We start from the raw sequence: 24,870 nt of genomic DNA on the forward strand, positions 1-24,870 counted from the left end.
GAGGGTAAAGGGCCCAGTTTCCCCCCTTTGTCGACCCTTCAAACGTTGCGTTCCGTGCCTACTGGCCGACCCGGCCCGGCTGGAGGACCTTGGTGTAGAGCACGGTGCCGTCCTGCTCGCGCAGACGTACCGTCAGCTCGCCGCTGCCGCCGTCGATGTCGACCTCGCCGAAGAACTGGTAGCCGCCCGCGGGCGAGACGTTGGCGGTCGCCGGGGCTTTCACGAACACGCGCTCGGGGCCGAAGGTGGCGTCCAGCGCGCTCGCCGGGAAGGCGCCGGCGTTGAGCGGGCCCGAGACGAACTCCCAGAACGGCTCGAAGTCGGTGAAGGCGGCCTTCGACGGCTGGTAGTGCTGGGCCGAGGTGTGGTGCACGTCGGCGGTCAGCCACACCGTGCCGGTGATCCGCCGGTGCTTGATGTGCCGGAGCAGCTCGGCGATCTGCAGTTCCCGGCCGAGCGGCTTGCCGGGGTCGCCCTGGGCGACGGCCTCGATGTCCGTACCGTCCGGCACGACCAGGCCGAGCGGCATGTCCGAGGCGATCACCTTCCACACCGCCCGCGAGCGCGACAGCTCGCGCTTGAGCCACTCCAGTTGCTCGCGCCCCAGGATGCCCTGCGCGTCGACGGGCTGGGTGCCGGGGGAGTTGGCGTTGCGGTAGGTGCGCATGTCCAGGACGAACACGTCCAGCAGCGGGCCGTGGCGCTGCACCCGGTAGACCCGGCCGTCGGGGCGGCGCAGCGTGGAGATCGGGTAGTACTCCGAGAACGCCCGGCGGGCCCGGGCGGCGAGGACGTCGACGCGCTTCTCGGTGTAGCGGGCGTCGGTGAGGACCTCGCCCGGGTACCAGTTGTTGGTGACCTCGTGGTCGTCCCACTGGATGACGGACGGCACGCGGGCGTTGAAGGCGCGCAGGTTCTCGTCGAGCAGGTTGTAGCGGAAGTTGCCGCGGAACTCCCCGAGCGTCTCGGCGACCTTGGACTTCTCCTCGGTGGTGATGTTCCGCCAGGTGCGGCCGTCGGGCAGGGTCACGGTCTCGCTGATCGGGCCGTCGGCGTAGATGTTGTCGCCGCTGCACAGGAAGAAGTCGGGGTCCAGGGCGGCCATCGCGTTGTAGATGGTGTAGCCGCCGAACTCCGGGTTGATGCCCCAGCCCTGGCCGGCCAGGTCGCCGGACCAGACGAAGCGGACGCCGTCGCGGCGCTTCAGGGAGGCCGTGCGGAAGGTGCCGGTGACCGGCTCACCCGTGCGGCGCGGGTCGTCCGGGTCGGCGAGCAGCACGCGGTAGTGGATCTGCTCGCCGGACGGCAGGCCGCGCAGCCGGGTCGTGCCGGTGAAGTCCGTGCCGGAGCCCAGCAGCGGGCCGTGCCATCTGCGCGGAGTGCGGAACGACTCGGTCGCCGACGTCTCGACGATCATCCGGGCCGGCCGGTCGGAGCGCACCCACACCAGCCCGGAGTCGCAGGTCACGTCTCCCGTCTGGACGCCCCACGCCGCGCCGGGACGACCCGAGCGCGCGAAGGCGGGCGCCGCGCCGAGCGCGGTGGGCAGGGACAGGGCCGCCGACGCGGCGAGGGAACCGCGCAGGACGCTACGGCGCCCGGGGAACGGACGGTGGGACATGGATACGCCTCCAGGGACGGGATCCGGCCAGTGTGCAGACCCACACCTACTGGGCCGCCGCAGCGCACACGCGAACCCCAAGTGAACAACCGACCGCGCGGCGGGGGAACCCGGCGGGGCGTCCGCGTCAGCCGGTGGCGGCCTGCGCCATCAGCCGCACGCCCTCGGCGATCCGGGCGGGCGGCACGTGCGCGTAGCCCAGGACGAGCCGTGTCTCCTTCGCCCCGGCGTCCTCGCCGGGGGCATGGGCGTAGGCCGACAGCGGGCGTACCGCCACTCCGGCCGCCGCCACGCGCGCGAGGAAGCGCTCCTCGGGGCCGTACCGCTCCGGCAGCGTGGCGATGACGTGCAGTCCCGCGGCGATCCCGGACACCCGTGAGCCGGGGAAGTGCGCGTCCAGAGCCGCGGCCAGCGCGTCGCGCCGCTCGCGGTAGGCACGCTGGCAGCGGCGCAACTGGCGGTCGTAGTCGCCGCGTTCCAGGAAACGGGCGAACAGGGCCTGGTCGAGAGCCGGATGACCGAGGTCCATGGTGCGCTTGCGTTCCACGACGCCGTCCATCCACGACTCCGGCACCAGCAGCCAGCCCAGCCGCAGCCCGGGCGCGAGCGACTTGCTGACCGAGCCCGTGTAGGCGACGCGGTCCGGATCGAGTCCCTGGAGGGCGCCGACGGGGGCGCGGTCGTAGCGGAAGTCGCCGTCGTAGTCGTCCTCCAGGACGATGCCGTCCACGGACCGCGCCCAGTCCAGCAGCGCGGCACGGCGGCGGGCCGAGTAGGCGATGCCGGTGGGGAACTGATGGGCCGGGGTCGTCACCACGGCCCGGACGCCCGAAGCCCGCAGCGGCTCCAGAGCGAGTCCCTCGCCGTCCACGGGCACCGGCACGGCGTCGACCCCGGCCGCCGCGTACAGCGCGTCGTGCTGGGGACTGCCGGGATCCTCCACCCCGACCGTGCGCACCCCGCGCGCGTGCAACGCGAAACCGAGCAGGGTCGTCGCCTGGGCGACCCCGGAGACGACCACGATCCGCTCCGGGTCGGCCACCACGCCCCGCCGCCGGGCCAGCAGTTCGGCCAGCGCGGTGCGCAGCCGGGGCAGGCCGCGCGGATCCGGATATCCCAGCTCGTGGTGCGGCAGCTCGGCCAGCACACCGCGCTGCGCGGCCGCCCACGCCGCGCGCGGGAAGAGCGCCAGATCCGGGGTCCCGGGCACGAAGTCGGCGCGGGCGCCGGGCGCGCGCGGGGCGGGGTCGTGCGCACGCGGCGGCGCCGCGCGCACGGCCGCGCCCACCCAGGTCCCGGCGCCCCGGCCGCTGCGCAGATAGCCCTCCGCCGTCAGCTGCTCGTACGCCTCCGTGACGAGCCCCCGAGACACGCCGAGGTCGGCCGCGAGATCCCGGCTCGACGGCAGCCGGGTGCCCGGTGCCAGCCGGCCCGAGCGGACCGCCTCGCGCAACGCCGCCTGGAGAGAACGGCCACGCGTGCGTGCCGGTGCCGCGGCAGCCGGCAGCAGCAGCTCCCAGGCGGCGGACGCGGCATCTCCGCCCGGTGCGCTGTGCGGTGGCCTCATGGGGGAGACCTTAGATGCTCCCGGGCCCGGCCGGCCGCGGCCGCCGGATCAGCGGCTGCCGTCGAGGACGACCCGGGCCACCAGCGCCGGGTCGTCGTTCATCGGGACGTGACCGCAGCCGGGCAGCCGCACCAGCCGGGCCTTCGGGATGACGGTCTTGGCGCGCACGCCCTGGCGCGGGACGAGCAGCCGGTCGCGGTTGCCCCACGCCACGGTGACCGGCGTGCCCACGATGTCGTCGGTGAACCGCACGGTCCGGCCCGAGTGGAGCGTCTCCGAGAAGCCCTGGGCCCGGGCCAGCGCGAGCGTCTCGGCGACCACGGCCTCGGGCGAACGGCGGCCCGGGCGGGCGTAGATGGTGCTGGTCAGCAGGGTGCGGCCGAGCGCGGGCCGGGCCAGGCGCTCGACCACGGGCGGCGGGATCCGCCGGGCGATCCGTCGCATCGCGCCGAGCACCGTGAAGGCGTAACGCCGCTCGGCGTCGTTCCAGAACCCGGCGGGGGACAGGGCCGTGACGGAGCGGACCAGCCGCGCCCGTGCCAGGTCCAGGGCCAGCAGGCCGCCCAGCGAGTTGCCCGCCACGTGCGGCCGCTCGATCTCCAGCGCGGCGCACAGCGCCACGAGCACGGCGCTCATCGTGGGCAGGTCGTGCGCCATGCCGTCCGGGAGCGCCGGCGACTCACCGCAGCCGGGCAGGTCCACGGCGATGACGTCGCGCTCGGCCGCCAGCGCGGGCAGCACCGGGTCCCACGCCTGCCGGTGGTGCCCGATGCCGTGCAGCAGCAGGAGCGGGGCGCCGCTGCCCCGGCGCGTGTACGCCAGGGTCACGCGCTGCTCGCCGTGCGCGGTGGCGACTTCGAAGGAGACGGTGGTGGACATGCGAAGCTCCTCGGCTGGACTCGCTGACGAACGCCGTAGACAGCTTGTCAGCAATTGCTACCGGCGGGTAGCCCCACGGCGTCCCTTCGCGGCCCGTCGTTGCGCAAGCCGATCGGAACCGGCCGCCGTTCTGTCCGGGAAGGGGCGAATCCGCCTGGACAGGGCCGCTGCCGTGGGCTGGGATGGAGCCGTGACCACCGAGACCGCGACCGACGTCTTCGAAGCCCACCGCCCCGTCCTGCTGGGCGTCGCCTACCGCATGCTGGGCCGCGTGGCCGACGCGGAGGACGTCGTCCAGGACGCCTGGCTGCGCTGGTCCGGCGCCGACCGCGCCGACGTGCGCGAGCCGCGCGGCTACCTCGTCCGGATCACCACCCGCCTCGCCATCGACCGGCTGCGCCAGATCAAGGCACGCGGCGAGACCTACGTCGGCCCCTGGCTGCCCGAGCCGTACGTCACCGACTTCGCAGCCACCGCGCCGGACACCGCCGAGCGGGCCGTGCTCGCCGACTCCGTCTCGCTCGCCGTCCTCGTCGTCCTGGAGTCGCTGTCACCGCTGGAGCGGGCGGTGTTCGTGCTGCGCGAGGCCTTCGGCTTCCCGTACGCGGACATCGCCGCCATGCTCGACCGCGGAGAACCGGCGGTGCGTCAGCTCGCCGGGCGGGCCCGCAGACACGTCGAGGAGGGCAGGCCCCGCTACGAGGTCGACCCCGCCCAGCGCCGCGACCTCACCGAACGGTTCCTGGCCGCCGCCGCCGAGGGCGATCTCGAAGGGCTGCTCGCGCTGCTGGCCCCGGACGTCCGGCTCGTCGGCGACAGCGGCGGCAAGGCGCGGGCACCGCTGCGGGTGCTGGAGAGCGCCGACAAGGTGGGGCGTTTCCTCGTGGGCGCCGCGCGCAAGGGTCTCCAGGACTTCTCCGTGCGGTTCCTGGAGATCAACGGCGGCCCGGCCGTGCTGGTCCTGTCGGGCGACAAGCCCGACTCGGTCTTCCAGCTCGACGTCGCCGCGGGGCGCATCCAGGCCGTCTACGTCGTCCGCAACCCCGACAAGCTGCGGTCGCTGGCCGTCTGACGCGGCGCGGGACAGCCCCCGCGACGGCCTCATTGCGGTGCCGTGAACGTTCCCGGCATTGGTCTTGACCAAGCATCAGGGCCGCCCTATGGTCGCAGATAAGTGCAACAACCTTTAATAAACAAGGGCGCTAAAACGCCGCCGACCACGGCTCTTGCGGAGGACAGGGTGGGGACCACGCAGCTGGAATCGGTGCCGGAACCGAAGTACTGGCATCTCAAGACCGTGCTCAGCCAAGCGCTCGACTCGGAGTTCTCGGTGGGGGAGATCCTGCCCAACGAGCGCGATCTGGCGGCCCGTTTCGGCGTCGCCCGCGCCACGCTCCGCCAGGCCCTGGAACAGCTCGAACTGGAAGGCAGGCTGCAGCGCCGCCGCGGGGTCGGCACGACCGTCGCCCCGCCGCGCATGGGCGTCTCCCTCGGCACCGGCCCGCACACCTGGCCGGGCGGCCCCGACGACGCCTGGAAGCCGGTCGACTGCACGACGGCGGTGCCGCCCGCGGCCGTTGCCGAGGCCCTGGAGACGGGCCGGGACGAGCCCGTGCACATCGTGCGCCGCTCGCGCGTCTCGCACGGCCGGCCGGTGGCCGCCGAACTGCTCTACGTCCCGCAGTTCTCGGTGCCCGAGCTGTCCGGCATCGACGCGCCGTCCGGGGCGGCACGCGCGCGTGCGGTGCTGCGCGAGCTGCAGCGGCCGGCGCTGGAGCGGCAGGAGAACGCGGTGGAGCTCGGCTCCGCCGGGGCGGACGACGCGAAGGAGCTGGACCGGCTGCCCGGGGCGCCCGTCCTCGTCGTCACGACCCGGTTCGTCGCGGCCGGGCGTACGGCCGCGCTGTCGGTGGCCACGTACCGCGCCGACACGTGCCGGCTGACCTTCGGTGACGCGGGGGGTGTGGAGATCCACACCGGGCCACAGCGGAAGGCGTCCTGAGAGGCGGCCAAGGGCCGGTAGGGCCGGAAGCGCAGAGGTCGGAAGCGCTGGAAGGCCGAAGCTCAGGGCCGAAGCCGGAGGGGCCGGTTGTGGGGGCGGGGCCGGTTGTGGGGGCGGGGCCGCTTGTGGGGCCGCCTGCGGGGCCGAAGGACCCGGCGCTGAGCCGCAGCTGCGGGGCCGAAGGCCGAAGGCCCCGAGCTGTGGTGCGCCGGGCTGTGAGGCCCGGAGCTGTGGTGCGCCGAGGTGGGCGGTCCCGGGCTGTGAGGCCCCGAGCCGGGCGGTCCCGAGGTGGGCGGTCCGGGGCTAGAAGGCCGTCGTCCTGCCCTCCACCGTGAAGAGCTGTTCCTCCACGTGGTCGAGGGCGAGGCGCAGAGCCCCCGTCGCCACGGCCGCGTCGCCGAGGCGGGAGAGAGTCACCTGCGGAGGGCGCAGGCAGTACCGGGCGAGTTCCTGGCGGAGGGGGTCCAGGACGCCGTCCAGGCCCGCCGCCCAGCCGCCGATGACGACGAGCTCCGGGTCCAGGGCGAGGGCCAGAGCCGCCACGTCGTGGACCAGGCGCTGGATGAAGCGGTCCACGGCGGCCCGGGCCCGCTGGTCGCCCTCGCGGGCCTGCGCGAAGACCTCGGCGACCGCCTGCTCGTCGAGGGGGTGCAGGGGTTCGTCCGTGGTCGACAGCAGCGTCTCGGGCGTCACCTCGCGGCCCAGCAGGTGCAGCGCCCCGATCTCCCCGGCCGCGCCGCCGTAGCCCCGGTGCAGCCGTCCGCCGATGAGCGAACCGGCTCCCGGGCTCAGCCCCGCCAGGACGTACACCACGTCGTCGGACTCGGTGGCCGCGCCCTTCCAGTGCTCGGCGACGGCCGCCGCGTTGGCGTCGTTCTCCACGAGCACCGGGCACTTGAACGACCGGCTCAGCCGCTCGCCCAGCCGCAGCCCCGTCCACCCCGGCAGGGCGGTTCCCAGCCGCACGGTGCCGTCGGCCTCGACGATCCCGGGCGTCGCCACGCCCACCGCCCGCAGCGAGCCCCGTGCCACCCCGGCCCGCCGCAGCAGCTCCGCGACGGCCCCGCGCAGCCGCTCCAGCCGCTCGTCGGCCTCCGCCGTCTCCGCCACGTCCTTGGCCTGCGAGCCGATCACCCGGCCGTCCAGGTCGGACAGGAGCACGGCCACGCGGCGCGCGCCGACCTCCACGCCGAGCAGATGCCCGGCCTCCGCCCGGAACCGGAACCGCCGCGCCGGCCGCCCCTGCCGCCGGGCCGCGCCCTCCTCGGCCGCCTTCTCGACGACCAGGCCGGCCTCGATGAGTCCCTCCACGACGCCCTCGACCGTCGGTCGCGACAGGCCCGTCACCCGGGTGATCTCGGTCAGCGTCGCGCAGTCCGTGGCACGCAGCGCGTGCAGCACCACCGCGGAGTTGATCCTTCGCAGCAGCGAGGGATCCCCGCCGGTCAGCCGCCCCACCGTCCGTCCTCCCAGGTCGTGCGCGTGTTGGCCGGATCGTACTTCGGCGCGGCGGGCCCCGGCGAGGGGCGGGGGCCACGCCGCGGTGATCAGCCCGGTGCCACGAACCCCGACTCGTAGGCCGCGATCACCGCCTGCGTGCGGTCCCGAGCCCCCAGCTTCGCCAGCACCGAGCTGACGTGCGACTTCACCGTCTCCGTCCCGACGACCAGCCGGTTCGCGATCTCCGCGTTGGACAGTCCGCGCGCCATCAGCCGCAGCACCTCCGCCTCACGCTCGGTCAGCTGCGCCCGCTCCATCGCGGCCCGCGCCGCGCGGTTCCCGCCGTCCACGCCGTACTCGGCGGCGAGCCGGCGCACCGAGGCCGGGAACAGCAGCGACTCGCCCTCCGCGATCAGCCGGACCGCGTGCACGATCTCCGCGGGCCGGGCCCGCTTCAGCAGGAACCCGTCGGCGCCCGCGCGCAGCGCCTCGTAGACGTACTCGTCGTTCTCGAACGTCGTCACCACGAGGATGCGCGGCGGTTCGGCGACCGTCCGCAGCAGGGCCCGGGTGGCCTCGATGCCGTCCAGCAGCGGCATCCGCACGTCCATGGCCACCACGTCCGGCCGCAGGCGCCGCACCAGCGGGATCACGGCGGCCCCGTCGGCCGCCTCGCCGACCACCTCGATGTCGGGCTGCGCCTCCAGCACGGCCCGCAGACCCGCGCGCACGAGGGGTTCGTCGTCGACGAGGAGAACGGTGACCGGCACCGGACCAGCCTAGATCACCTCAACGGCAGCTCTGCATGGACCTGCCAGTCGCCCTCGTCGGGTCCGGTCCGGGCTCGTCCGCCGAGCAGGGCCGCGCGTTCGCGGATGCCGCGCAGACCGCTGCCGCGGCCGGCATCCGGTGTCCCGTCGGGCAGCGGATTGCGTATCGCGAGGACGAGCGTGTCGTCGGCGACCCGCACCCGGACCCGGACCGGGACCGCCCCGGCGTGCCGCAGCACGTTCGTGAGCGCCTCCTGCAGAATCCGGTAGCCCTCCCGGGACACCGGCCCGGGGACCGCGTCCACCGGGCCCGTGACCTCGGCGTCGACCTTCGCACCGGAGGAACGCGCGGAATCCAGCAGCCGGTCGGCGTCCGCCAGGGTAGGTCGGGCGCTGACCGGTTTCTCCGATTCGCGCAGGACGCCGAGCACCCGCTCCAGGTCCTCCAGGGCGGCCCGGCCGGTCTCCTCGATGGCGTCCAGCGCCCGGTCGGTGAAGGCGGGGTCACCCGCCGCCCGCGCGGCACCCGCCTGCACGACGGCGACCGTGAGCGCGTGGCCGATGGAGTCGTGCAACTCGCGGGCGATCCGCGTGCGTTCCAGGAGCTGCTCGGTCCGCTCCTCCAGCGCGGCGACCCGCTCGGCGGGCGACGGGCCGAGGAGCCGCACGGCCAGCGCGGTGATGAGGTGGCCCGACCGGACGACCACCACGGGCAACAGCAGCAGGGGCACGGGCGCCAGCACGCCGTACCACCAGTGGTGCCCCGGGACGTGCGGCAGCGCACCGCCCCCCGGCTCCCCGCCCAGGGCCGTCGTCGTCAGGTCGATCGACAGGAGCGGCAACTGCACGGAGAGCATGGCCACGACGTAGCCGATGACGAGCCGGGCCTGGAGCCACACCACCGTGCGGCCCCGGTCGGCCCAGGTCGCCGACGGGGCGGCCACGATCTCCGCGCTCGCGCTGTCGTGCCGGTGGCCGGTCAGCAGCAGCCGGGCCTGGAGCCCCTCCACGAGCCGCATCGCCGGCACCAGACCGGCGAGGCCCAGCAGCACGGCCGCCGTGGCCTGCGTCCACCACGCCTCGTCGACGAACAGCCACAAGGACGGCCACACGACGGCCATGGCGAGATGCAGCCACCGTGTGTACGTCACCGCCCTCGTCAACGGGCGCAGCATGCGGACCATGGCGTCATCGTGCCAGCCGCCACCGACAGCGGACCTCCCCCGCACGGGGGAGACGATCTCCACCGCCGGGGGAGGCCCTGGCCCCGTGCCGACGGCCATGCTTGCTGCCATGACCAGCATCGACGTCCAGGACCTCACCAAGGAGTTCGGCGGCCGGCGGGCCGTGGACCGGCTCACGTTCCGGGTGCGGCCCGGCCGCGTCACCGGTTTCCTCGGCCCCAACGGCGCGGGGAAGTCCACCACCATGCGGCTGGTGCTCGGCCTCGACCGGCCGACCGCCGGGACCGCCACGCTCGGCGGCCGCGCCTATCGGGACCTGCGCGAACCCCTGCGCCACGTGGGCGCCCTGCTCGACGCGCAGGCCGCGCACGGCTCCCGCACCGCCCGCGACCACCTCCGGATCCTGGCGGCGAGCAACCGCATCCCGGACCGCCGGGTCGGCGAGGTCCTCCAGGAGACGGGCCTCGCGTCCGTGGCCGGCCGCCGCGTACGGACGTACTCACTGGGCATGCGGCAGCGGCTCGGCATCGCCGCCGCCCTGCTGGGCGACCCCGAAGTGGTCATGCTGGACGAGCCGTCCAACGGACTCGACCCCGAAGGCATCGTGTGGATCCGGCGGTTGCTGCGCCGCCTCGCGGAGGAGGGGCGCACGGTGCTGGTCTCCAGCCACCTGATGAACGAGACCGCGTCCTTCGCCGACCACCTCGTCGTCCTCGGCCGCGGCCGGCTCCTCGCCGACACCCCGATGCGGGACTTCATCGACGCGCGCGTGCGCCCCCGCGTACGGATCCGCACGGCCGACCCCGACGCCCTCGTCCGTGCCCTCGCCCGGCACGGCCACGACGCCGTGGCACACCCGGACGGGCACTGGTCGGTGCAGCACGCGCGCGTGGACGACATCGGCCGCATCATCTCCGCGGCCGGTGTCCCCGTCCTCGAACTCGCGGCCGAGGAGGCCACGTTGGAGCAGGCCTACTTCGACCTCACCGGGGCCGAGACCGAGTTCACCGCACAGCCGCAGGAGGCCTGACCATGGACCACACGCTCGTCCGCACGCCCGTACTCCGTTCCGAATGGCTGAAGATCCGCACCCTGCGGTCCCTGCCCGGAGCGCTCCTGGCCCTGTTCACCGCCACCACGGCGTTCTCCGCGATCGCCGGTGTCTCCGAGACGTCGGGCCCGGGCTTCGACCCGCTGTTCACGGCCCTGTCCGGAGTCATCCCGGGGCAGATCGCGGCCGTCTCCTTCGGCGCCATGGCCGTGTCGGCGGAGTTCCACCCGGGCGCGCTGCGGCTCTCACTGGCCGCGGTGCCGCGGCGGGGCCGGTGGTTCGCGGCCAAGGCGGCCGTGATCGCCGCAGCGGTGTTCCCGGTGGGGCTGGTGACGGCCGCGGCGGCGCTCCTCGCGGCGCGCGCGGGGCTCGGCACCGCGGCCGGGGGGCTCGACGCCGCGGAGCAGGTGCGCGCCGTCGTGGGCTGCGCCGTCTACCTGACGCTGATGGCCCTGTTCGCGGCCGGGGTCGCCGCGCTCCTGCGCAGCGGGGTCGCCACCCTGTCCCTGCTGATCCCGTTCCTCCTCGTCGTGTCCTTCGTGATCGGCGACGCGACCGGCACCCTCGCCGACCTCCTGCCCGACAAGGCCGGACAGCTGGTCCTCCACGAGAGGCCCGACGGGACCCTGGGCCCCTGGTCGGGGCTCGCGGTGACCGCGCTGTGGACGGGCGCCGCCCTGCTGCTGGGAGGGTGGCGGCTGCGGCGCCGGGACGCCTGACCGGGGCCGGGCCGGGGCCGGCCTGATGCCCCGCCAAGTGTCAGTGGGGGCGGGTTTACTGGAGGCATGAACATCGCCCAGCACATCGCTCTCATCGACGAGCTGTGCTACCGCCCCTTTCCGGCGGAGCACGGCCCGTCGGACGTCGGCGCCTCGGGGCCCGGCCGGCACGTCGCGGTGCTGGACGCCGCGGCGGACGGCGACCCGGCGCGATGGGCGGTGATGGTGGACCAGCTGGAGAAGGAGCGGGATGCCGTCTGCGAGTTGCTGGCCTCGCGCTGGGGAGACACCCCGCCGTACAGCCTGCAGACCGTCCTGCTGCGGACCGGGCACGAGGAGATACCCGCGCCGTGGGCCGAGTTGAGCGTGCGCGCGCGCCTCGCGTACGTGTGGGAGGTGGAGGGCACCGGCCGCTGGGTCGCCGTGGCGGTCACCGACCGTGACCCGCCCCAGGACCTCCAACTGCTCGCCCTGGTCACGGAGATCGCCCCGCCGTGAGGGGGCGCGGCGACCGGGATCGGCCGGGCGGGCAGCGGTTCGTCGTTCGACCGACGGTGACCGGGGGACCGCGGGACCGCGGGACCGGCTCTCCGGGCGATCAGCCCTCGGCCGCTTCCCGCAGGCGGGCGAACTCCTCGGCCATCGTCTCGGCCGTCCAGTGCGCGTTGAGCCCGCTCGGATTGGGCAGCACCCACACGCGCGTGTCCCCGATCGTCCGCGCCTGTGGCCCGACCCGGGCCTTGCGGTCGTCGAACGCCGCGCGGTACGCGGTCACCCCCACCACCGCCAGCCAGCGCGGCCGCAGCCGCTCCACCTTCCGCGCGAGCAGCCGGCCACCCTCCCGGTACTCCTCGGCGGTCAGCTCGTCGGCCCGGGCGGTCGCCCGGGCCACGACGTTGGTGATGCCGAGCCCGTACGACAGCAGCTCCCGCTGCTCGGCGGGCTTGAGCAGGCGCGGGGTGAACCCGGACCGGTACAGCGCCGGCCAGAAGCGGTTGCCCGGGCGGGCGAAGTGATGGCCCGTCGCCGCGGTCATCAGACCGGGGTTGATGCCGCAGAACAGCACGTGCAGCCCCTCCGCGACCACGTCGGGCACGACGCGGTCGCGGGCGGCCTCAAGCTCCTCCGGGGTGAAACGGGGCATGGCGTGCGGCGCGTCAGAGGATCGCGCCGGGCGTGTAACCCGCCGCCCGGGGGTGCTGCTTGACGATCTCCTCGACCCGGGCGACGACCGTGGCGACCTGGTCGCCCGCGGCGCCCGTGAAGGACAGCTTGTCGGCCATCAGCGCGTCCAGCTGGGCACGGTCCAGCGGGATGCGCGTGTCGGCGGCCAGCTTGTCGAGCAGTTCGTTGCGCTCGGCGCCCTGCTCACGCATGGCGAGCGCGGAGGCGACGGCGTTCTCCTTGATGGCCTCGTGCGCGAGCTCCCGGCCGACGCCCGCGCGCACGGCGCCCATCAGCACCTTGGTCGTGGCGAGGAACGGCAGGTAGCGGTCCAGCTCCCGGGCGACGACCGCCGGGAACGCGCCGAACTCGTCGAGCACCGTCAGGAACGTCTCCAGCAGACCGTCCAGCGCGAAGAACGCGTCCGGCAGGGCGACCCGGCGCACCACCGAGCAGGACACGTCGCCCTCGTTCCACTGGTCGCCCGCCAGCTCGCCGGTCATCGAGGCGTAGCCGCGCAGGATGACCATGAGGCCGTTGACGCGCTCGCAGGAACGGGTGTTCATCTTGTGCGGCATCGCCGAGGAGCCGACCTGGCCCGGCTTGAAGCCCTCGGTGACCAGCTCGTGCCCGGCCATCAGCCGGATGGTCCTGGCCAGCGAGGAGGGGGCCGCCGCCAGCTGCACCAGCGCGGTGACGACCTCGTAGTCCAGCGAGCGCGGGTAGACCTGGCCGACGGAGGTGAAGGCCTGCGAGAAGCCCAGGTGCGCGGCGATCCGCTGCTCCAGGTCGGCGAGCTTCGCGGCGTCCCCGCCCAGCAGGTCGAGCATGTCCTGCGCGGTGCCGACCGGGCCCTTGATGCCGCGCAGCGGGTAACGGCCCAGCAGCTCCTCGACGCGGCCGTAGGCGACGAGCAGCTCGTCGGCGGCGGTCGCGAAGCGCTTGCCGAGGGTGGTGGCCTGCGCGGCCACGTTGTGGGAGCGGCCGGCCATGACCAGCTCGCCGTACTCGCCGGCCAGCCTGCCCAGGCGCGCCAGGACCGCCACCGTGCGGTCGCGCATCAGCTCCAGGGAGAGCCGGATCTGCAGCTGCTCGACGTTCTCCGTGAGGTCGCGGGAGGTCATGCCCTTGTGCACGTGCTCGTGCCCGGCGAGGTCGTTGAACTCCTCGATCCGCGCCTTCACGTCGTGGCGCGTGACCTTCTCGCGCTCGGCGATGGAGGCCAGGTCGACCGTGTCCAGGACCCGCTCGTAGTCGGCGAGCGCCGCGTCCGGCACCTCGATCCCGAGGTCCTTCTGGGCGCGCAGCACGGCGAGCCAGAGCTGCCGCTCCAGCCTCACCTTCTGCTCGGGCGACCAGAGCGTGGCGAGCTCGGCGGAGGCGTAGCGTCCGGCGAGGACGTTCGGGATGCGGGGCTTGGCGGGAGCGGAAGTCACGTGCACGGATTCTACTGGCGATTCATGCAGGCCAGCGCATCGGGTGGGTTCGTCGGAACCTACGAGAGCGCCCCGGTGCGGCCGGAGGTGTGCGCGGCGGGTGCCCGGAGCGGTCGCCGAGGCACGGCGGAGCCGCAGGTGGCGGCCCGCTACGCCAGGTCCTCCCACCGCAGCAGGTCCGGCCGCTTGGGCGGGAGGCCGTCGCCCGAGGAGCGGCCGGTCAGGCGGCGGCCGATCCACGGCAGCAGGTGCTGCCGGGCGAACCGCACGTCCGCCGTGCGCCGCATGACCCAGCCCGGCGGCAGGGTGGCCGGCATCGGTGTGCGCCACTCCGGGTCCTCGGGCTCGTAGCCGAGCCCCTGCCAGACCGCCTCGGCGACCCGGCGGTGGCCCTCGGCCGTCAGGTGCAGCCGGTCCACGTCCCACAGCCGCGGGTCGGCGAGCGAGGGCGCGCCGTACAGGTCGACGACGAGGGCGCCGTGCCGCGCGGCCAGCTCGTCGACGCACGCGAACAGCTCCTCCATGCGCGGCCGGAACCGCTCCAGGACGGGGCCCTGGCGACCCGGGCTGCGCATCAGCACGAGGCGGCGGCAGGCGGGGGCCAGCTTCTCCACCGCCTCCTCCAGCAGGCCGCGCACCCGGCCCATGTCGCACTTGGGCCGCAGGGTGTCGTTCAGCCCGCCCACCAGGGTGATCACGTCGGCGCCCATGGCCGCCGCGAGGTCCACCTGCTCGTCGACGATCTGGCGGATCAGCTTGCCGCGCACCGCGAGGTTGGCATAGCGGAAACCGGGCGTACGGGCGGCCATCCGCGCGGCGAGCAGGTCGGCCCAGCCCCGGTAGGTGCCGTCGGGCAGCCGGTCCGACATGCCCTCGGTGAAGGAGTCGCCGAGGGCGACGAGGCTGCTGTAGGTGGGGTTCGTGTCCATGGCGGCGGAAATGATATCCCGTGCACATACCCAGCAGTCGGTCACCCGTCCCCGGGCATCGCTCTCCGGCGGCTCACGCCCGCTGCCCGAACAGCTCCCGCAGCACGTCCTCCATGGTCACCAGCCCGGACAGCCGCCCGTCCGAGCCGAGGACGGCGGCGAGGTGCGTCCGGCTGCCGCGCATGGCGGTGAGGACGTCGTCCAGCGGCGTGTGCTCCCGCACGCGGGCGATGGACCGCATGTCGCGCAGCCGGAACGGCACATCGCGGCCCAGGGCGTCCAGGGCGTCCTTCACGTGCAGGTAGCCGACGATCCGTCGGCCCTCGTCCACCACCGGGAACCGCGAGAACCCGGACTCCGCCGACAGCCGCTCCAACTGCTCCGGAGTGACGCCCACGCGCGCGTAGACCACGCGTTCCAGCGGCAGCACCACGTCCCGCACCGGGCGGCGGCCCAGTTCCAGCGCGTCGTGCAGCCGTTCCTGGGCGCGGTCGTCGATGAGGCCCGCCTCGCCCGAGTCCTTCACGATCTGGGCGATCTCGGCGTCCGAGTAGGAGGCGGCGACCTCCTCCCGGGCCTCCACGCGCAGCAGCTTCAGCAGCAGGTTCGCGAAGGCGTTCACCGTGAAGATCACCGGCCGCAGCGCCCGGGACAGCGCCACCAGGGGCGGGCCGAGGGCCAGTGCGCTGCGCACCGGCTCGGCCAGCGCGATGTTCTTCGGCACCATCTCGCCGAGCAGCATGTGCAGATACGTGGCCAGGGACAGCGCGATCACGAAGGACACCGCGTGCCCGGCGCCCTCGGGCACGCCCATGGCGTGGAACGCCGGTTCCAGCAGGTGCGCGATCGCCGGCTCGGCGACCACGCCCAGCACCAGCGTGCACAGCGTGATGCCGAGCTGCGCGGCCGCCATCAGCGCGGACACGTGCTCCAGCCCCCACAGCACGCTCTTGGCGCGCCGGTCGCCCTGGTCGGCGTAGGGCTCGATCTGGCTGCGGCGCACCGAGATCAGCGCGAACTCCGCGCCCACGAAGAAGGCGTTGACGACGAGCGTCGCCAGGCCGATCAGCAGCTGGACGGCGGTCACAGCTCCACCCCCTTCTCGTCGCGCTGCAGGTCCGGCTTCTCGTCGTCCAGGGGCGCGCGCAGCAGGACGCGGGCGGCCCGGCGGCCGGTGGCGTCCAGGACCTCCATCCGCCAGCCGGCGACCTGGAGGGTGTCACCCGCGGCCGGTATGCGGCCCAGTTCCGTCGCCACCAGCCCGGCGAGCGTCTCGTAGGGTCCCTCGGGGGCGCGCAGGCCGACGCGCTCCAGGTGGTCCACGCGGGCGGAGCCGTCGGCCGAGTAGAGCAGATGCCCGCTCTCGTCCGTACCCGCCGGCGCGAGGTCCGGCAGCTCGTGCGGGTCGTGCTCGTCGCGGACCTCGCCCACGACCTCCTCGACGATGTCCTCCAGGGTGGCCACGCCCGCGGTGCCGCCGTACTCGTCGATCACGACGGCCATGGTGCGCTTGCCGGAGAGCCGGTCCAGGAGGCGGTCGACGGTGAGCGTCTCGGGGACCAGCAGCGGCTCGCGCATCAGCTCGGAGACGTGGATCCTGGTCCGGTGCTCGGCGGGCACCGCCAGCACGTCCTTCACGTGCGCCGTGCCGACGACCGAGTCGAGCGTCCCGCGGTAGACGGGGAACCGGGACAGGCCGGTCGCCCGGGTCGCGTTCGCCACGTCCTCCAGGGTCGCCTGCACCTCCAGGGCGACCACCTGCACCCGGGGCGTCATCACGTTCTCCGCCGTCAGGTCGGCGAGGTTCAGCGTCCGCACGAACAGCTCGGCGGTGTCGGCCTCCAGGACGCCCTCCTTGGCGGAGTGCCGGGCGAGCGCGGCGAGCTCCTGCGGCCCGCGTGCCGAGGCCAGTTCCTCGGCGGGCTCGACCCCGATCCGGCGCACGACACGGTTCGCCGTGTTGTTCAGGTGCGTGATGAAGGGCCGGAACGCGGCGCTGAACCAGCGCTGCGCGTTGCCGACGGTCTTGGCGACTGTCAGCGGCGAGGAGATCGCCCAGTTCTTGGGCACCAGCTCACCGACGACCATCAGGAACACCGTCGACAGGGCCGTGCCGATCACCAGCGCGATACTGCGCGACGCCGAGTGCGAGACACCGGCGTCCTGCAGCGGGCCGGCGATCAGCGCGGCGATGGACGGCTCGGCCAGCATGCCGACGACCAGGTTCGTGACAGTGATGCCGAGCTGCGCGCCGGAGAGCTGGAACGTCAGGTTCCGTACGGCCTTCAGCGCGCCCTGGGCGCCGCGTTCACCGCGCTCCACCGCACGCTCCAGCTCGGCGCGCTCGACCGTGGTGAGGGAGAACTCGGCCGCCACGAAGGCGCCGCAGGCCAGCGAGAGCAGGATCGCGGCCAGGAGGAGGAGCACTTCGGTCATCGGTTCACCCCCGTTCCATGGTTCTCCAGGACCGGGCGGGGCGCGCGGTGACGCGCGCGGGGAGGCTCGCCCATGGGCGGACGCTCACAACCTTTCATAAAGAACCGAGTGGCCATCCAAGAGTAAAGGATGGGCAAAGTCCTTCAGTCGGTCAGTGGTTTCACCCATCGGCGCCACTGTTCCTCGGCCGCGTACCCGGCGGCGCCCCACGCGGCGTGCGCACTCTCGTTGCGGGTGAGGACCATCGCGTCGGCCCGCCGCCCGCCGAGCCGGACGAACCGCTCCTCGGCGGCGGCCAGCAGCGCGGAGGCGATGCCCCGGCGGCGGTGGCCGGGGTGCACGGCCAGCCGGTACAGATGGCAGCGCCAGCCGTCGAACCCGGCGATGACCGTGCCGGCCAGCTCGCCGTCGCGCTCGGCCAGGACGAGCGCCTCGGGGTCGCGCGCCACCAGCCGCTCCACACCGGCCCGGTCGTCACTGATGCTCGTGCCCTCGGCGGCCACCTTCCAGAAGGCCAGCACGGCGTCGAGGTCGTCGGGCGTCGCGGGCCGGATGCGCAGTTCGCTCATGCGGTGATCACACCACGCGCCGTCCGGAAGGACAGGCGGTTCCAGGATGCGGACAGACCGCTCCGCGCCCCGGTCCCGTGACCGCAGCGAACACACGTGTCCCCCCCCGGTGATCGCCTCACTCGTGCGCGATGGCCGCAAGCACGTTCATGCGCGAGGCGCGCAGCGCCGGCAGCAGCGCCGCGGCGACCCCGACCACCGCCGAACCCACCACCACCGCGACGATCGTGAACCAGGGGATCGCCAGGGCCGTCATCCCCTGCAGCGCCAGCACCTGCTGCATGCTCAGGCCCCACACCAGCCCCAGCGCGAGCCCCAGGACCGCGCCGAACACCGCGATCACCACCGACTCCAGCCGGATCATCCGCCGCAGCTGACGCCGGGCCAGTCCGATGGCCCGCAGCAGTCCGATCTCCCGGGTGCGCTCGACGACCGAGAGGGCCAGCGTGTTGACCACGCCGAGCACCGCGATGATGATCGCCAGCCCGAGCAGCGCGTACACCAGGTACAGCAGCACCGAGATCTGGTCGCGGACCAGCTGCTTGTAGTCGGCCAGGTCCCGCACCTGCACCTGCGGGTACGGCTCCAGGGTCTCCTCCAGGGCGGCACGCAGGGAGCCGTCGCTCGTACCCGGGGCGGCGTTGACGTACAGCGCGGAGTCCTGCCCGCCCGGCGCGTACCGCTCCAGGGTGGCCAGACCGAAGTAGAGCCCGCCCTGTGTCCCGAAGCCCTCGGCGGAGTCCTGGTCGGTGAGCGCGCCGACCCTGAGCGCGGCGCCGCGCCCGCCCTGGAACGACACCGGGAGCGTGCTGCCCACCCGTACGCCGTGGTCGCGGGCGAAGTCCCGGTCCATGGCGAGGTGCCCCCGCGCGAGCGCGGCCGCGGTGTCCCCCTGCACGTAGGTGATGTTGGCGACCTCGTCCAGCCGCGCATCGTAAGCGGCGGCGGTCGTCTCCACGCGGTCGCCGTCCGGCAGACGCACCGCCACCGGTGTGAACCGTCCGCGCACCACCAGGCCCACCCCGTCCGTCCCGCGCACCGCGTCGGTCACCTCCCGCGGGAACGGCAGGAAGTTGGTGTTCTGGACGACGAAGTCCGCCCCCAGCGTCCGGTCGATCTGCTGGTCGAAGGATTTGGTCATCGACTCGCTCGCCACCGACATCCCGGCGACCAGCGCGATGCCCACCATCAGCGCGGCCGCCGTCGCCCCCGTGCGACGCGGGTTGCGCAGCGCGTTGCGCTGGCTCATCCGGCCGATCGAGCCGAACAGCGCGGGGAACGCGGCGCCGAGCACCCGGATCACGGGGCGCACCAGCAGCGGACCGGCGATCACGGCCGCGATCAGCGTCAGCGCCACGCCGAGCCCGAGCAGGGACGCCGCCGACGCCGTCCGCCCGGACGCCGCGCACCCCGCGAGCGCCGCCGCGCCTGCCGCCCCGACGACCGCGCCGGCCACCGCGCGCACCCGCAGCGGACGGCCCACCCCGGCGACCTCGGCGTCCGAGAGCGCGGCCATCGGCGAGACGCCCGCCGCCCGCCGCGCCGGGAGGTACGCGGCGACGAAGGTGACCCCGAGGCCCACGCCATACGCCGCCACCGGTGTCAGCGGGCCGATGACCATCTCGTCGGCGTCGATGTTCGTGCCGAGCAGGCCCATCAACTCGATGAGCCCGGCCGCGAGCCCGATGCCGGCGGCCAGCCCCAGCGTGGCGCCGACCAGGCCGAGCAGGAACGCCTCGGTGAGCACGGAACGGCGGACCTGGCGCCGGTCAGCCCCGAGCGCGCGCAGCAGGCCCAGTTCACGGGTGCGCTGGGCGATGAGCATGGAGAAGGTGTTGACGATCAGGAACACGCCGACGAGCACGGCGACCCCGGCGAAGCCGAGCATCACGTACTTGATGACGTCGAGGAACCCGCCGAGCTGTTCGACGTCCGACTCGGCCTGCTCGCCGGCCGTGCGGAAGTCGTAGGAGTGCGGGCCGAGCGCGGCGGCCACCCGCTGCTTGAGCCGCTGGTCACCGACGCCGTCCGCCGCGTCGACCGCGAGGGAGGTGGCGGCGCCCGGGGCGCCGAGCAGTTTCGCCCGGGCGGTGGGGGTGTCGAGATAGATGCGGGCGGCGCCGGGGTTGGTGGTGGTGAAGGTGACGAGGCCGACGACCCGGACCCGGAACGACCCCGGCGGCGCGATCACGGTGAGCGTGTCACCGACGCGCACGTCCTCGCGGCCGGCGGTGTCCGAGTCGAGCAGGGCCTCGGCCGGTCCGCGCGGGGCGCGGCCCCAGGTCAGCTCCACCGGGCTGCGCGGGCCCGGCTGCCAGGCGTTGCCGAGCGTGGGCGCGCCGGTGGTCGGGCTCACCGACTCGTTGTCCTCGTCGGTGACGGTGAGGCCCTCCACCTTCACCTCGGCACGGACGGCGGCCACACCGTCGACCCGGCGCACCCGTTCGGCGAGCGCCGCCGGCAGGGTCGCCGTCCGGCCGGAGGGCACCGCCTCGTCGAGGCCCTCCTTCGGACCGACCGTGACGTCGGCCGCCGTCGAGGCGAACAGCCGGTCGAAGGTACGGCCGACCGTGTCGGAGAAGATCAGGCTTCCCGTGACGAACGCGACCGACAGCAGGACGGCCAGCGCCGAGAGCAGCAGCCGCCCCTTGTGGGCCAGAAAGCTCCTCAGGGTCGCCTTGAGCACCGGATCAGTTCTCCTCGGCCGGCGCCGGGGTGCCCTCGGACCGGGTCCGGATCACGTCGAAACGCTTCATACGTTCCAGTACCGCCTCCGCGGTCGGCCGCCGCATCTCGTCGACGATCCGGCCGTCCCCGAGGAACAGCACCAGATCCGAGTGGGCGGCGGCGCCGGGATCGTGGGTGACCATGACGACGGTCTGCCCCAGCCGGTCCACCGCCTCGCGCAGGAAGCCGAGCACCTCCAGCCCCGCGCGCGAGTCCAGGTTGCCCGTCGGCTCGTCCGCGAAGATCAGCTCCGGCCGGGACGCCAGCGCCCGCGCACAGGCCACGCGCTGCTGCTGGCCCCCGGACAACTGCGACGGCCGGTGCCGCAGCCGGTCGCGCAGGCCCAGCGTGTCGATGACCCGGTCCAGCCACTCGGCATCGGGCTTCCGGCCGGCGATGTCCATCGGCAGGGTGATGTTCTCCAGCGCGTTCAGGGTCGGGATCAGGTTGAACGACTGGAACATGAAGCCGATCCGGTCCCGGCGCAGGCGCGTCAGCTCGCGCTCCTTCAGACCCGTGATCTCGACGTCCCCGAGCCACACCTGACCGGCCGAGACCGTGTCGAGTCCGGCCAGGCAGTGCATCAGCGTGGACTTGCCGGAGCCCGACGGTCCCATCACCGCGGTGAACCGGCCGCGGACCACGTCCACGTCCACGGCGTCCAGGGCGAGCACGGCCGTCTCGCCGGACCCGTACGCCTTGGTCAGACCGCGGGCCCGGGCCGCGATCCCGTCGGCCGGCGCGAGGCCGGGGGCGTGCTCCGCAGCAGGTGTCGACAAGGCCGCCTCCTCGAGGTCGTACCAGGACGTTCCTGGCTCTGCCCGAGGGTAATGTGATCCGGCCCACACCCGGCATCCTTCGCGGGTCGGACTCCGGCTCTGCCGGTCCGGCACCGGCAGGACCGGCTGCGAGGTGCGGCATCCATCCGGATCGGCTGCCCGACGTCAGGTGCCGGCGCCGGCCCCCGGCCGCCACGCCGTGCCCAGCACGCAGTACGACGTGGGCAGCACCGGCCCCTGCTCCGGCATCAGCATCCGCCGGTAGGGGCCGAGTTCGAACCCGGCCTCCCGCAACGCCCGCACCGGCTCCCGGGACAGGTGGCAGCCCCCGCTCAGCAGCGGCCACACCGTCCGGTCCAGCGCGTGCTGCGTGGCGCCCATCGCCCTGCCGCCGCCCCGGCCGTGCTCGAAGAACCGCACCTCACCGCCCGGCCGCAGCACCCGCTTCAGCTCCGCGAGCGCCCGGGGCACGTCCCGCACGCTGCACAGCACCAGGGACACCACCGCCGCGTCGAAGCCCTCGCTCTTGACGGGCAGCGCCTCGGCCGCGCCCGGCACCACGTCCACCGGCACCTCGGCGCGCAGCGCGGCCTCCACGGCCAGCTGCCGCAGCCGCCGTTCCGGTTCGATGGCCACGACCTCCGAGACGGCGCCCGGGTAGTGCGCGAAATTCAGTCCGTTGCCGGCACCGATCTCGATCACGCGGCCCGACAGCCCGCCGAGCAGTCTCTCGCGCACCCGGCCCATGCCCATCCGCGTCTCCGCGGAGACGCTGACACGGGCGTACCAGCGGGCGAACAGCGGATGGCGCACGGCGTCCCGCGGCAGCGTGCCGGAGCGGAGCGGCATCAGGACCTCCCTGGACAAGGCCGGCCTCACCCGCATTGTCCCCCGGTCGGGCCCGGCCCACCCCTGCCGCTCACGGCAGACGGACGCGGCCCAGCACCGGGAGGTGGTCACTGCCCGTCGCCTCCAGCGCCGACACCCGCGTCACCTCGACGCCCCGCCCCAGCACCTGGTCGATCCGGGCCACCGGCAGGGCGGACGGCCAGCTGAACGCGAAGCCCGCGCCGGGAGTGTCCAGGTGCGCGGTGAGCGGGCGGAGCCCGCGGTCCCACACCGTGCCGTTGAGATCGCCGACGACCAGCAGCCGCCCGGCAGGGTCGGCCGCGATCCGGGCCCCGAGCAGGGCCGCGCTCTCGTCCCGGGCCGCCGACGCCAGCCCCGCCGGCCCGAGGCGGACCGAGGGCAGATGGACCACGTACACCGCGACCGGTCCGCCCGGCGCGGAGACGGTGGCCCGCAGACCGCGCCGCCAGCTCGCCGGGAAACCCGCGGGCCGGATGTCCACGGGCCGCACGTCCGACAGCGGCCAGACCGACCAGAGCCCGACCGTGCCCTGGACCGCCCGGTGCGGATGGGAGGCCCCGAGGACTTCCTCGTACCGGGGCCGCGCCGCCGCCGTCAGCTCCTGGACGGCCACCAGCCCGGCGCCCGGGGCGAGCAGCGCGCGGGCCGTGCCGGCCGGGTCGGCGTTGTCGTCGGCGACGTTGTGCTGCACGACGGTCAGGTCGTGCGGCCCCGGGGACGGGGAGAACCACAGGCCGCCGAACATCCAGCACCAGACCAGCGCGGGCGCCGTGCAGGCCAGCAGCCCCACCCTCGACCGCGCGTACAGGGCCAGGGCGACGAGGACCGGCACGGCCGCGCCCGGCCAGGGCAGGAACGTCTCCAGGAGACTGCCCAGCCGCCCCGCCCCGTTGGGCACGGCGGCGTGCAGGGCCGGCAGCCCGGCGGCGCCGACGGCGCCGGCGACGAGCCAGGTGTCCCACGCCGTCCCGCCCCGGGCGGTCACGCTAGGCGAGTTCCGCGGCCAGCACCGCGGCCGTCTTCGCCACCAGCGGGTTGTCGGCCGGTGCGTCCTCCTCCGGCTGGGTCGTCAGCACGGACATCACGATCGGCGGACCGTCCGGCGGCCAGGTGATGCCCACGTCGTGGTTGCCGCCGTACCGTCCGCCGCCGGTCTTGTCGGCGATCAGCCAGTCGGCGGGCAGGGCCTTGCGGAACTTCTCGGTACTGGTGGTGTTGCGCAGCAGCCAGTCCGTGAGCCGGGCCCGGTCCCGCGGTGCCAGCGCGTCGCCCAGCACGAGCCGGGCGTAGGTCAGACCGATCGCCCGGGGGGTGGTGGTGTCCGTCAGGCGCCACGGTTCCGCGCTGTTGAGCTCGGGCTCCCAGCGGTCCAGCCGGGTGAACCGGTCGCCGACCGAGCGGGCGAAGCGGGTGATCGCGGTCGGCCCGCCCAGCTCCTTCAGCAGCAGGTTGCCGGCGGTGTTGTCGCTGAAGCGGATGGTGGCGTCGCACAGTTCACCGACGGTCATACCGGTCGCGACGTGCCGCTCGGTGACCGGGGAGTACCCGGACCGCGTCACGTAGGCCTGGCTGTAGTGGATGCGGCGGGCCAGGAACTCCCCGTCGCGGTCGAGGTCGCGCAGCACCGCCGCCGCCGCGAGCGTCTTGAACACGGAGGCCATCGGGAAGCGTTCGCCGGACCGGTACGCCACCGTCCGGCCCGTGCGCAGGTTGCGGGCGTAGACGCCCAGCCGCGCGGTGTGCTCCGCCTCCAGTTCCCGCAGCCGGGCGGTGACGCCGCCGCTGCCCGGTGCGTGGGCCGTGCCGCCGCCGCTGCCCGGTGACGCGTGGGCCGTGCCGCCGCCCAGCGCGAAGGCGGCGGCCGTACCCAGCACGAGTGCCGCACGGCGGGAGGGGCGTGGCTGTTCGGTGTGCACGGGGTTCCCTTCGACGGTGATCGCGTACGAAGGTCAACACGCGGGGAACACCCGCGCCGGTTTCACCCGGGGCCGCGCACGCCGCTCAGAGCGCCCCGGGCGCCTCCCGCGACCGGAAGGCCTCCGCGTCCCACGTGCCGTCCAGCCGGGGTGCCAGCCACTGCGGGGCCGCCGCCCGGAAACCGGCGGGGGACAGGGCCGCCGACCCGGCGGGCACGGACCCCAGCAGCGGCGCCCCGGCCACGTCCGGCAGATCGGCGAGATTGCAGCGGGAGGCGAGGTCCGGCTCGGCGGGCCAGCTGCCGATCACCAGCCCGGCCAGGTCCAGCCCCCGGGAACGCAGTTCACGCGCGGTCAGCTCCGTCGTGTTCAGGGTGCCCAGGCCCGCGGCGGTCACGACCACCACGGGCGCGGACAGCAGCCCGGCCGCGTCCGCCAGGGTGCCGCCGGCCGTCTCGAACCGCACGAGCAGTCCGCCCGCCCCCTCCACCAGCACCAGGTCGTGCTCGGTGGCCAGCTTGGCGGCGGCCTCCGCGACCTCGTGCGGACGCACCGGGGTCCGGCCGGCCCGGCGGGCGGCCGTGGCCGGGGCCAACGGCTCCGGGTAGCGGGCCAGTTCGGCCGTCGTCACCGGGCCCGCCAGGCGCGCGACCTCCGCCGCGTCCCCCGGCTCGCCCGGGAGCACGCCCGTCTGCGCGGCCTTCAGCACGGCCACCGACCGGCCGGCCGCAAGCGCCGCCGCGGCGACCGCCGCGGTCACGACCGTCTTGCCGACCTCCGTGCCCGTGCCCGTGATCACCAGTACCGGCAT

23 protein-coding genes are annotated in these 24,870 nt (G+C 74.3%); 5 read left to right on the forward strand and 18 right to left on the reverse strand.

Going from position 1 to position 24,870, the window contains the following annotated elements; genetic code table 11:
• Positions 1 to 58 precede the first annotated feature (58 nt).
• From ACIGAQ_RS24470 to ACIGAQ_RS24480, 3 genes are all read right to left on the reverse strand, one after another.
• On the reverse strand, positions 59 to 1,621 hold the full coding sequence (locus tag ACIGAQ_RS24470) for an alkaline phosphatase D family protein (RefSeq protein ID WP_399786082.1): 1,563 nt from the start codon (positions 1,619 to 1,621) through the stop codon (positions 59 to 61).
• A gap of 127 nt (positions 1,622 to 1,748) precedes the next feature.
• Positions 1,749 to 3,188 carry a PLP-dependent aminotransferase family protein gene (locus tag ACIGAQ_RS24475; protein ID WP_399786084.1) on the reverse strand — a complete coding sequence of 480 codons (1,440 nt, stop codon included), beginning with the start codon at positions 3,186 to 3,188 and terminating at the stop codon, positions 1,749 to 1,751.
• Between the two features lie 48 nt (positions 3,189 to 3,236).
• A complete protein-coding gene (locus ACIGAQ_RS24480) occupies positions 3,237 to 4,067 on the reverse strand; it encodes an alpha/beta fold hydrolase (protein WP_362278740.1) in 831 nt (276 codons plus the stop codon).
• Between the two features lie 190 nt (positions 4,068 to 4,257).
• Here ACIGAQ_RS24480 and ACIGAQ_RS24485 point away from each other — a divergent pair, with 190 nt between their 5' ends.
• Both ACIGAQ_RS24485 and ACIGAQ_RS24490 read left to right on the forward strand, forming a co-directional pair.
• Positions 4,258 to 5,139: an RNA polymerase sigma-70 factor gene (locus tag ACIGAQ_RS24485; protein WP_311682160.1), complete on the forward strand. Its 882-nt coding sequence runs from the start codon at positions 4,258 to 4,260 to the stop codon at positions 5,137 to 5,139.
• A 168-nt stretch (positions 5,140 to 5,307) separates the two neighbouring features.
• Positions 5,308 to 6,069 (forward strand): GntR family transcriptional regulator, encoded by a 762-nt coding sequence (locus ACIGAQ_RS24490; protein ID WP_311682159.1) that lies wholly within the window; start codon positions 5,308 to 5,310, stop codon positions 6,067 to 6,069.
• A 303-nt stretch (positions 6,070 to 6,372) separates the two neighbouring features.
• Here ACIGAQ_RS24490 and ACIGAQ_RS24495 read toward each other — a convergent pair whose 3' ends face one another.
• The 3 genes from ACIGAQ_RS24495 to ACIGAQ_RS24505 form a co-directional block, all read right to left on the reverse strand.
• On the reverse strand, positions 6,373 to 7,527 hold the full coding sequence (locus ACIGAQ_RS24495; protein WP_311682158.1) for an ROK family transcriptional regulator: 1,155 nt from the start codon (positions 7,525 to 7,527) through the stop codon (positions 6,373 to 6,375).
• A gap of 89 nt (positions 7,528 to 7,616) precedes the next feature.
• On the reverse strand, positions 7,617 to 8,279 hold the full coding sequence (locus ACIGAQ_RS24500) for a response regulator (RefSeq protein ID WP_399786089.1): 663 nt from the start codon (positions 8,277 to 8,279) through the stop codon (positions 7,617 to 7,619).
• Between the two features lie 14 nt (positions 8,280 to 8,293).
• Positions 8,294 to 9,463, reverse strand: a complete 1,170-nt coding sequence (locus ACIGAQ_RS24505) for a sensor histidine kinase (RefSeq protein ID WP_399787125.1) — start codon at positions 9,461 to 9,463, stop codon at positions 8,294 to 8,296.
• Positions 9,464 to 9,572: 109 nt separating this feature from the next.
• On the opposite strand from ACIGAQ_RS24505, the gene ACIGAQ_RS24510 reads away from it, so the two are divergent.
• From ACIGAQ_RS24510 to ACIGAQ_RS24520, 3 genes are all read left to right on the forward strand, one after another.
• Positions 9,573 to 10,493, forward strand: coding sequence for an ABC transporter ATP-binding protein (locus tag ACIGAQ_RS24510; protein ID WP_399786092.1), 921 nt, complete (start codon positions 9,573 to 9,575; stop codon positions 10,491 to 10,493).
• A 2-nt stretch (positions 10,494 to 10,495) separates the two neighbouring features.
• On the forward strand, positions 10,496 to 11,233 hold the full coding sequence (locus ACIGAQ_RS24515) for an ABC transporter permease (protein ID WP_399786095.1): 738 nt from the start codon (positions 10,496 to 10,498) through the stop codon (positions 11,231 to 11,233).
• Between the two features lie 66 nt (positions 11,234 to 11,299).
• Positions 11,300 to 11,731: a hypothetical protein gene (locus ACIGAQ_RS24520; protein ID WP_311682151.1), complete on the forward strand. Its 432-nt coding sequence runs from the start codon at positions 11,300 to 11,302 to the stop codon at positions 11,729 to 11,731.
• 100 nt (positions 11,732 to 11,831) lie between these two features.
• Here the strand turns inward: ACIGAQ_RS24520 and mug are convergent, their stop codons facing one another.
• The 12 genes from mug to bioD all read right to left on the reverse strand — a co-directional run bounded on the left by mug (position 11,832) and on the right by bioD (position 24,870).
• The gene (mug, locus tag ACIGAQ_RS24525; protein ID WP_311682150.1) at positions 11,832 to 12,377 is read right to left on the reverse strand and encodes a G/U mismatch-specific DNA glycosylase; all 546 of its coding nucleotides are present in this window, start codon (positions 12,375 to 12,377) and stop codon (positions 11,832 to 11,834) included.
• A gap of 13 nt (positions 12,378 to 12,390) precedes the next feature.
• On the reverse strand, positions 12,391 to 13,833 hold the full coding sequence (purB, locus tag ACIGAQ_RS24530; RefSeq protein ID WP_399786100.1) for an adenylosuccinate lyase: 1,443 nt from the start codon (positions 13,831 to 13,833) through the stop codon (positions 12,391 to 12,393).
• A gap of 149 nt (positions 13,834 to 13,982) precedes the next feature.
• Entirely contained in the window at positions 13,983 to 14,762 is a 780-nt protein-coding gene (locus ACIGAQ_RS24535; protein ID WP_399786103.1) for an SGNH/GDSL hydrolase family protein, read from the reverse strand.
• 73 nt (positions 14,763 to 14,835) lie between these two features.
• Complete coding sequence (locus ACIGAQ_RS24540; protein WP_311682146.1) at positions 14,836 to 15,849, reverse strand: hemolysin family protein; 1,014 nt, start codon at positions 15,847 to 15,849, stop codon at positions 14,836 to 14,838.
• Entirely contained in the window at positions 15,846 to 17,198 is a 1,353-nt protein-coding gene (locus ACIGAQ_RS24545) for a hemolysin family protein (RefSeq protein WP_311682145.1), read from the reverse strand. The genes ACIGAQ_RS24540 and ACIGAQ_RS24545 overlap by 4 nt, the downstream gene beginning before the upstream one ends.
• Positions 17,199 to 17,341: 143 nt before the next feature.
• A complete protein-coding gene (locus ACIGAQ_RS24550; protein ID WP_362278747.1) occupies positions 17,342 to 17,767 on the reverse strand; it encodes a GNAT family N-acetyltransferase in 426 nt (141 codons plus the stop codon).
• Between the two features lie 118 nt (positions 17,768 to 17,885).
• On the reverse strand, positions 17,886 to 20,453 hold the full coding sequence (locus tag ACIGAQ_RS24555; protein ID WP_399786107.1) for an ABC transporter permease: 2,568 nt from the start codon (positions 20,451 to 20,453) through the stop codon (positions 17,886 to 17,888).
• Positions 20,454 to 20,457: 4 nt separating this feature from the next.
• Complete coding sequence (locus ACIGAQ_RS24560; protein ID WP_399786110.1) at positions 20,458 to 21,273, reverse strand: ABC transporter ATP-binding protein; 816 nt, start codon at positions 21,271 to 21,273, stop codon at positions 20,458 to 20,460.
• 165 nt (positions 21,274 to 21,438) lie between these two features.
• Positions 21,439 to 22,122 (reverse strand): class I SAM-dependent methyltransferase, encoded by a 684-nt coding sequence (locus tag ACIGAQ_RS24565; protein WP_311682141.1) that lies wholly within the window; start codon positions 22,120 to 22,122, stop codon positions 21,439 to 21,441.
• 70 nt (positions 22,123 to 22,192) lie between these two features.
• Positions 22,193 to 23,128, reverse strand: coding sequence for an endonuclease/exonuclease/phosphatase family protein (locus ACIGAQ_RS24570; protein ID WP_399786113.1), 936 nt, complete (start codon positions 23,126 to 23,128; stop codon positions 22,193 to 22,195).
• 1 nt (position 23,129) lies between these two features.
• Complete coding sequence (bla, locus tag ACIGAQ_RS24575) at positions 23,130 to 24,059, reverse strand: class A beta-lactamase (RefSeq protein WP_399786116.1); 930 nt, start codon at positions 24,057 to 24,059, stop codon at positions 23,130 to 23,132.
• An 85-nt stretch (positions 24,060 to 24,144) separates the two neighbouring features.
• A complete protein-coding gene (bioD, locus tag ACIGAQ_RS24580; protein ID WP_399786118.1) occupies positions 24,145 to 24,870 on the reverse strand; it encodes a dethiobiotin synthase in 726 nt (241 codons plus the stop codon).

Source organism: Streptomyces sp. NPDC085932, assembly GCF_044540525.1.
In the GTDB taxonomy this organism is placed as follows: Bacteria; Actinomycetota; Actinomycetes; order Streptomycetales; family Streptomycetaceae; genus Streptomyces; species Streptomyces levis.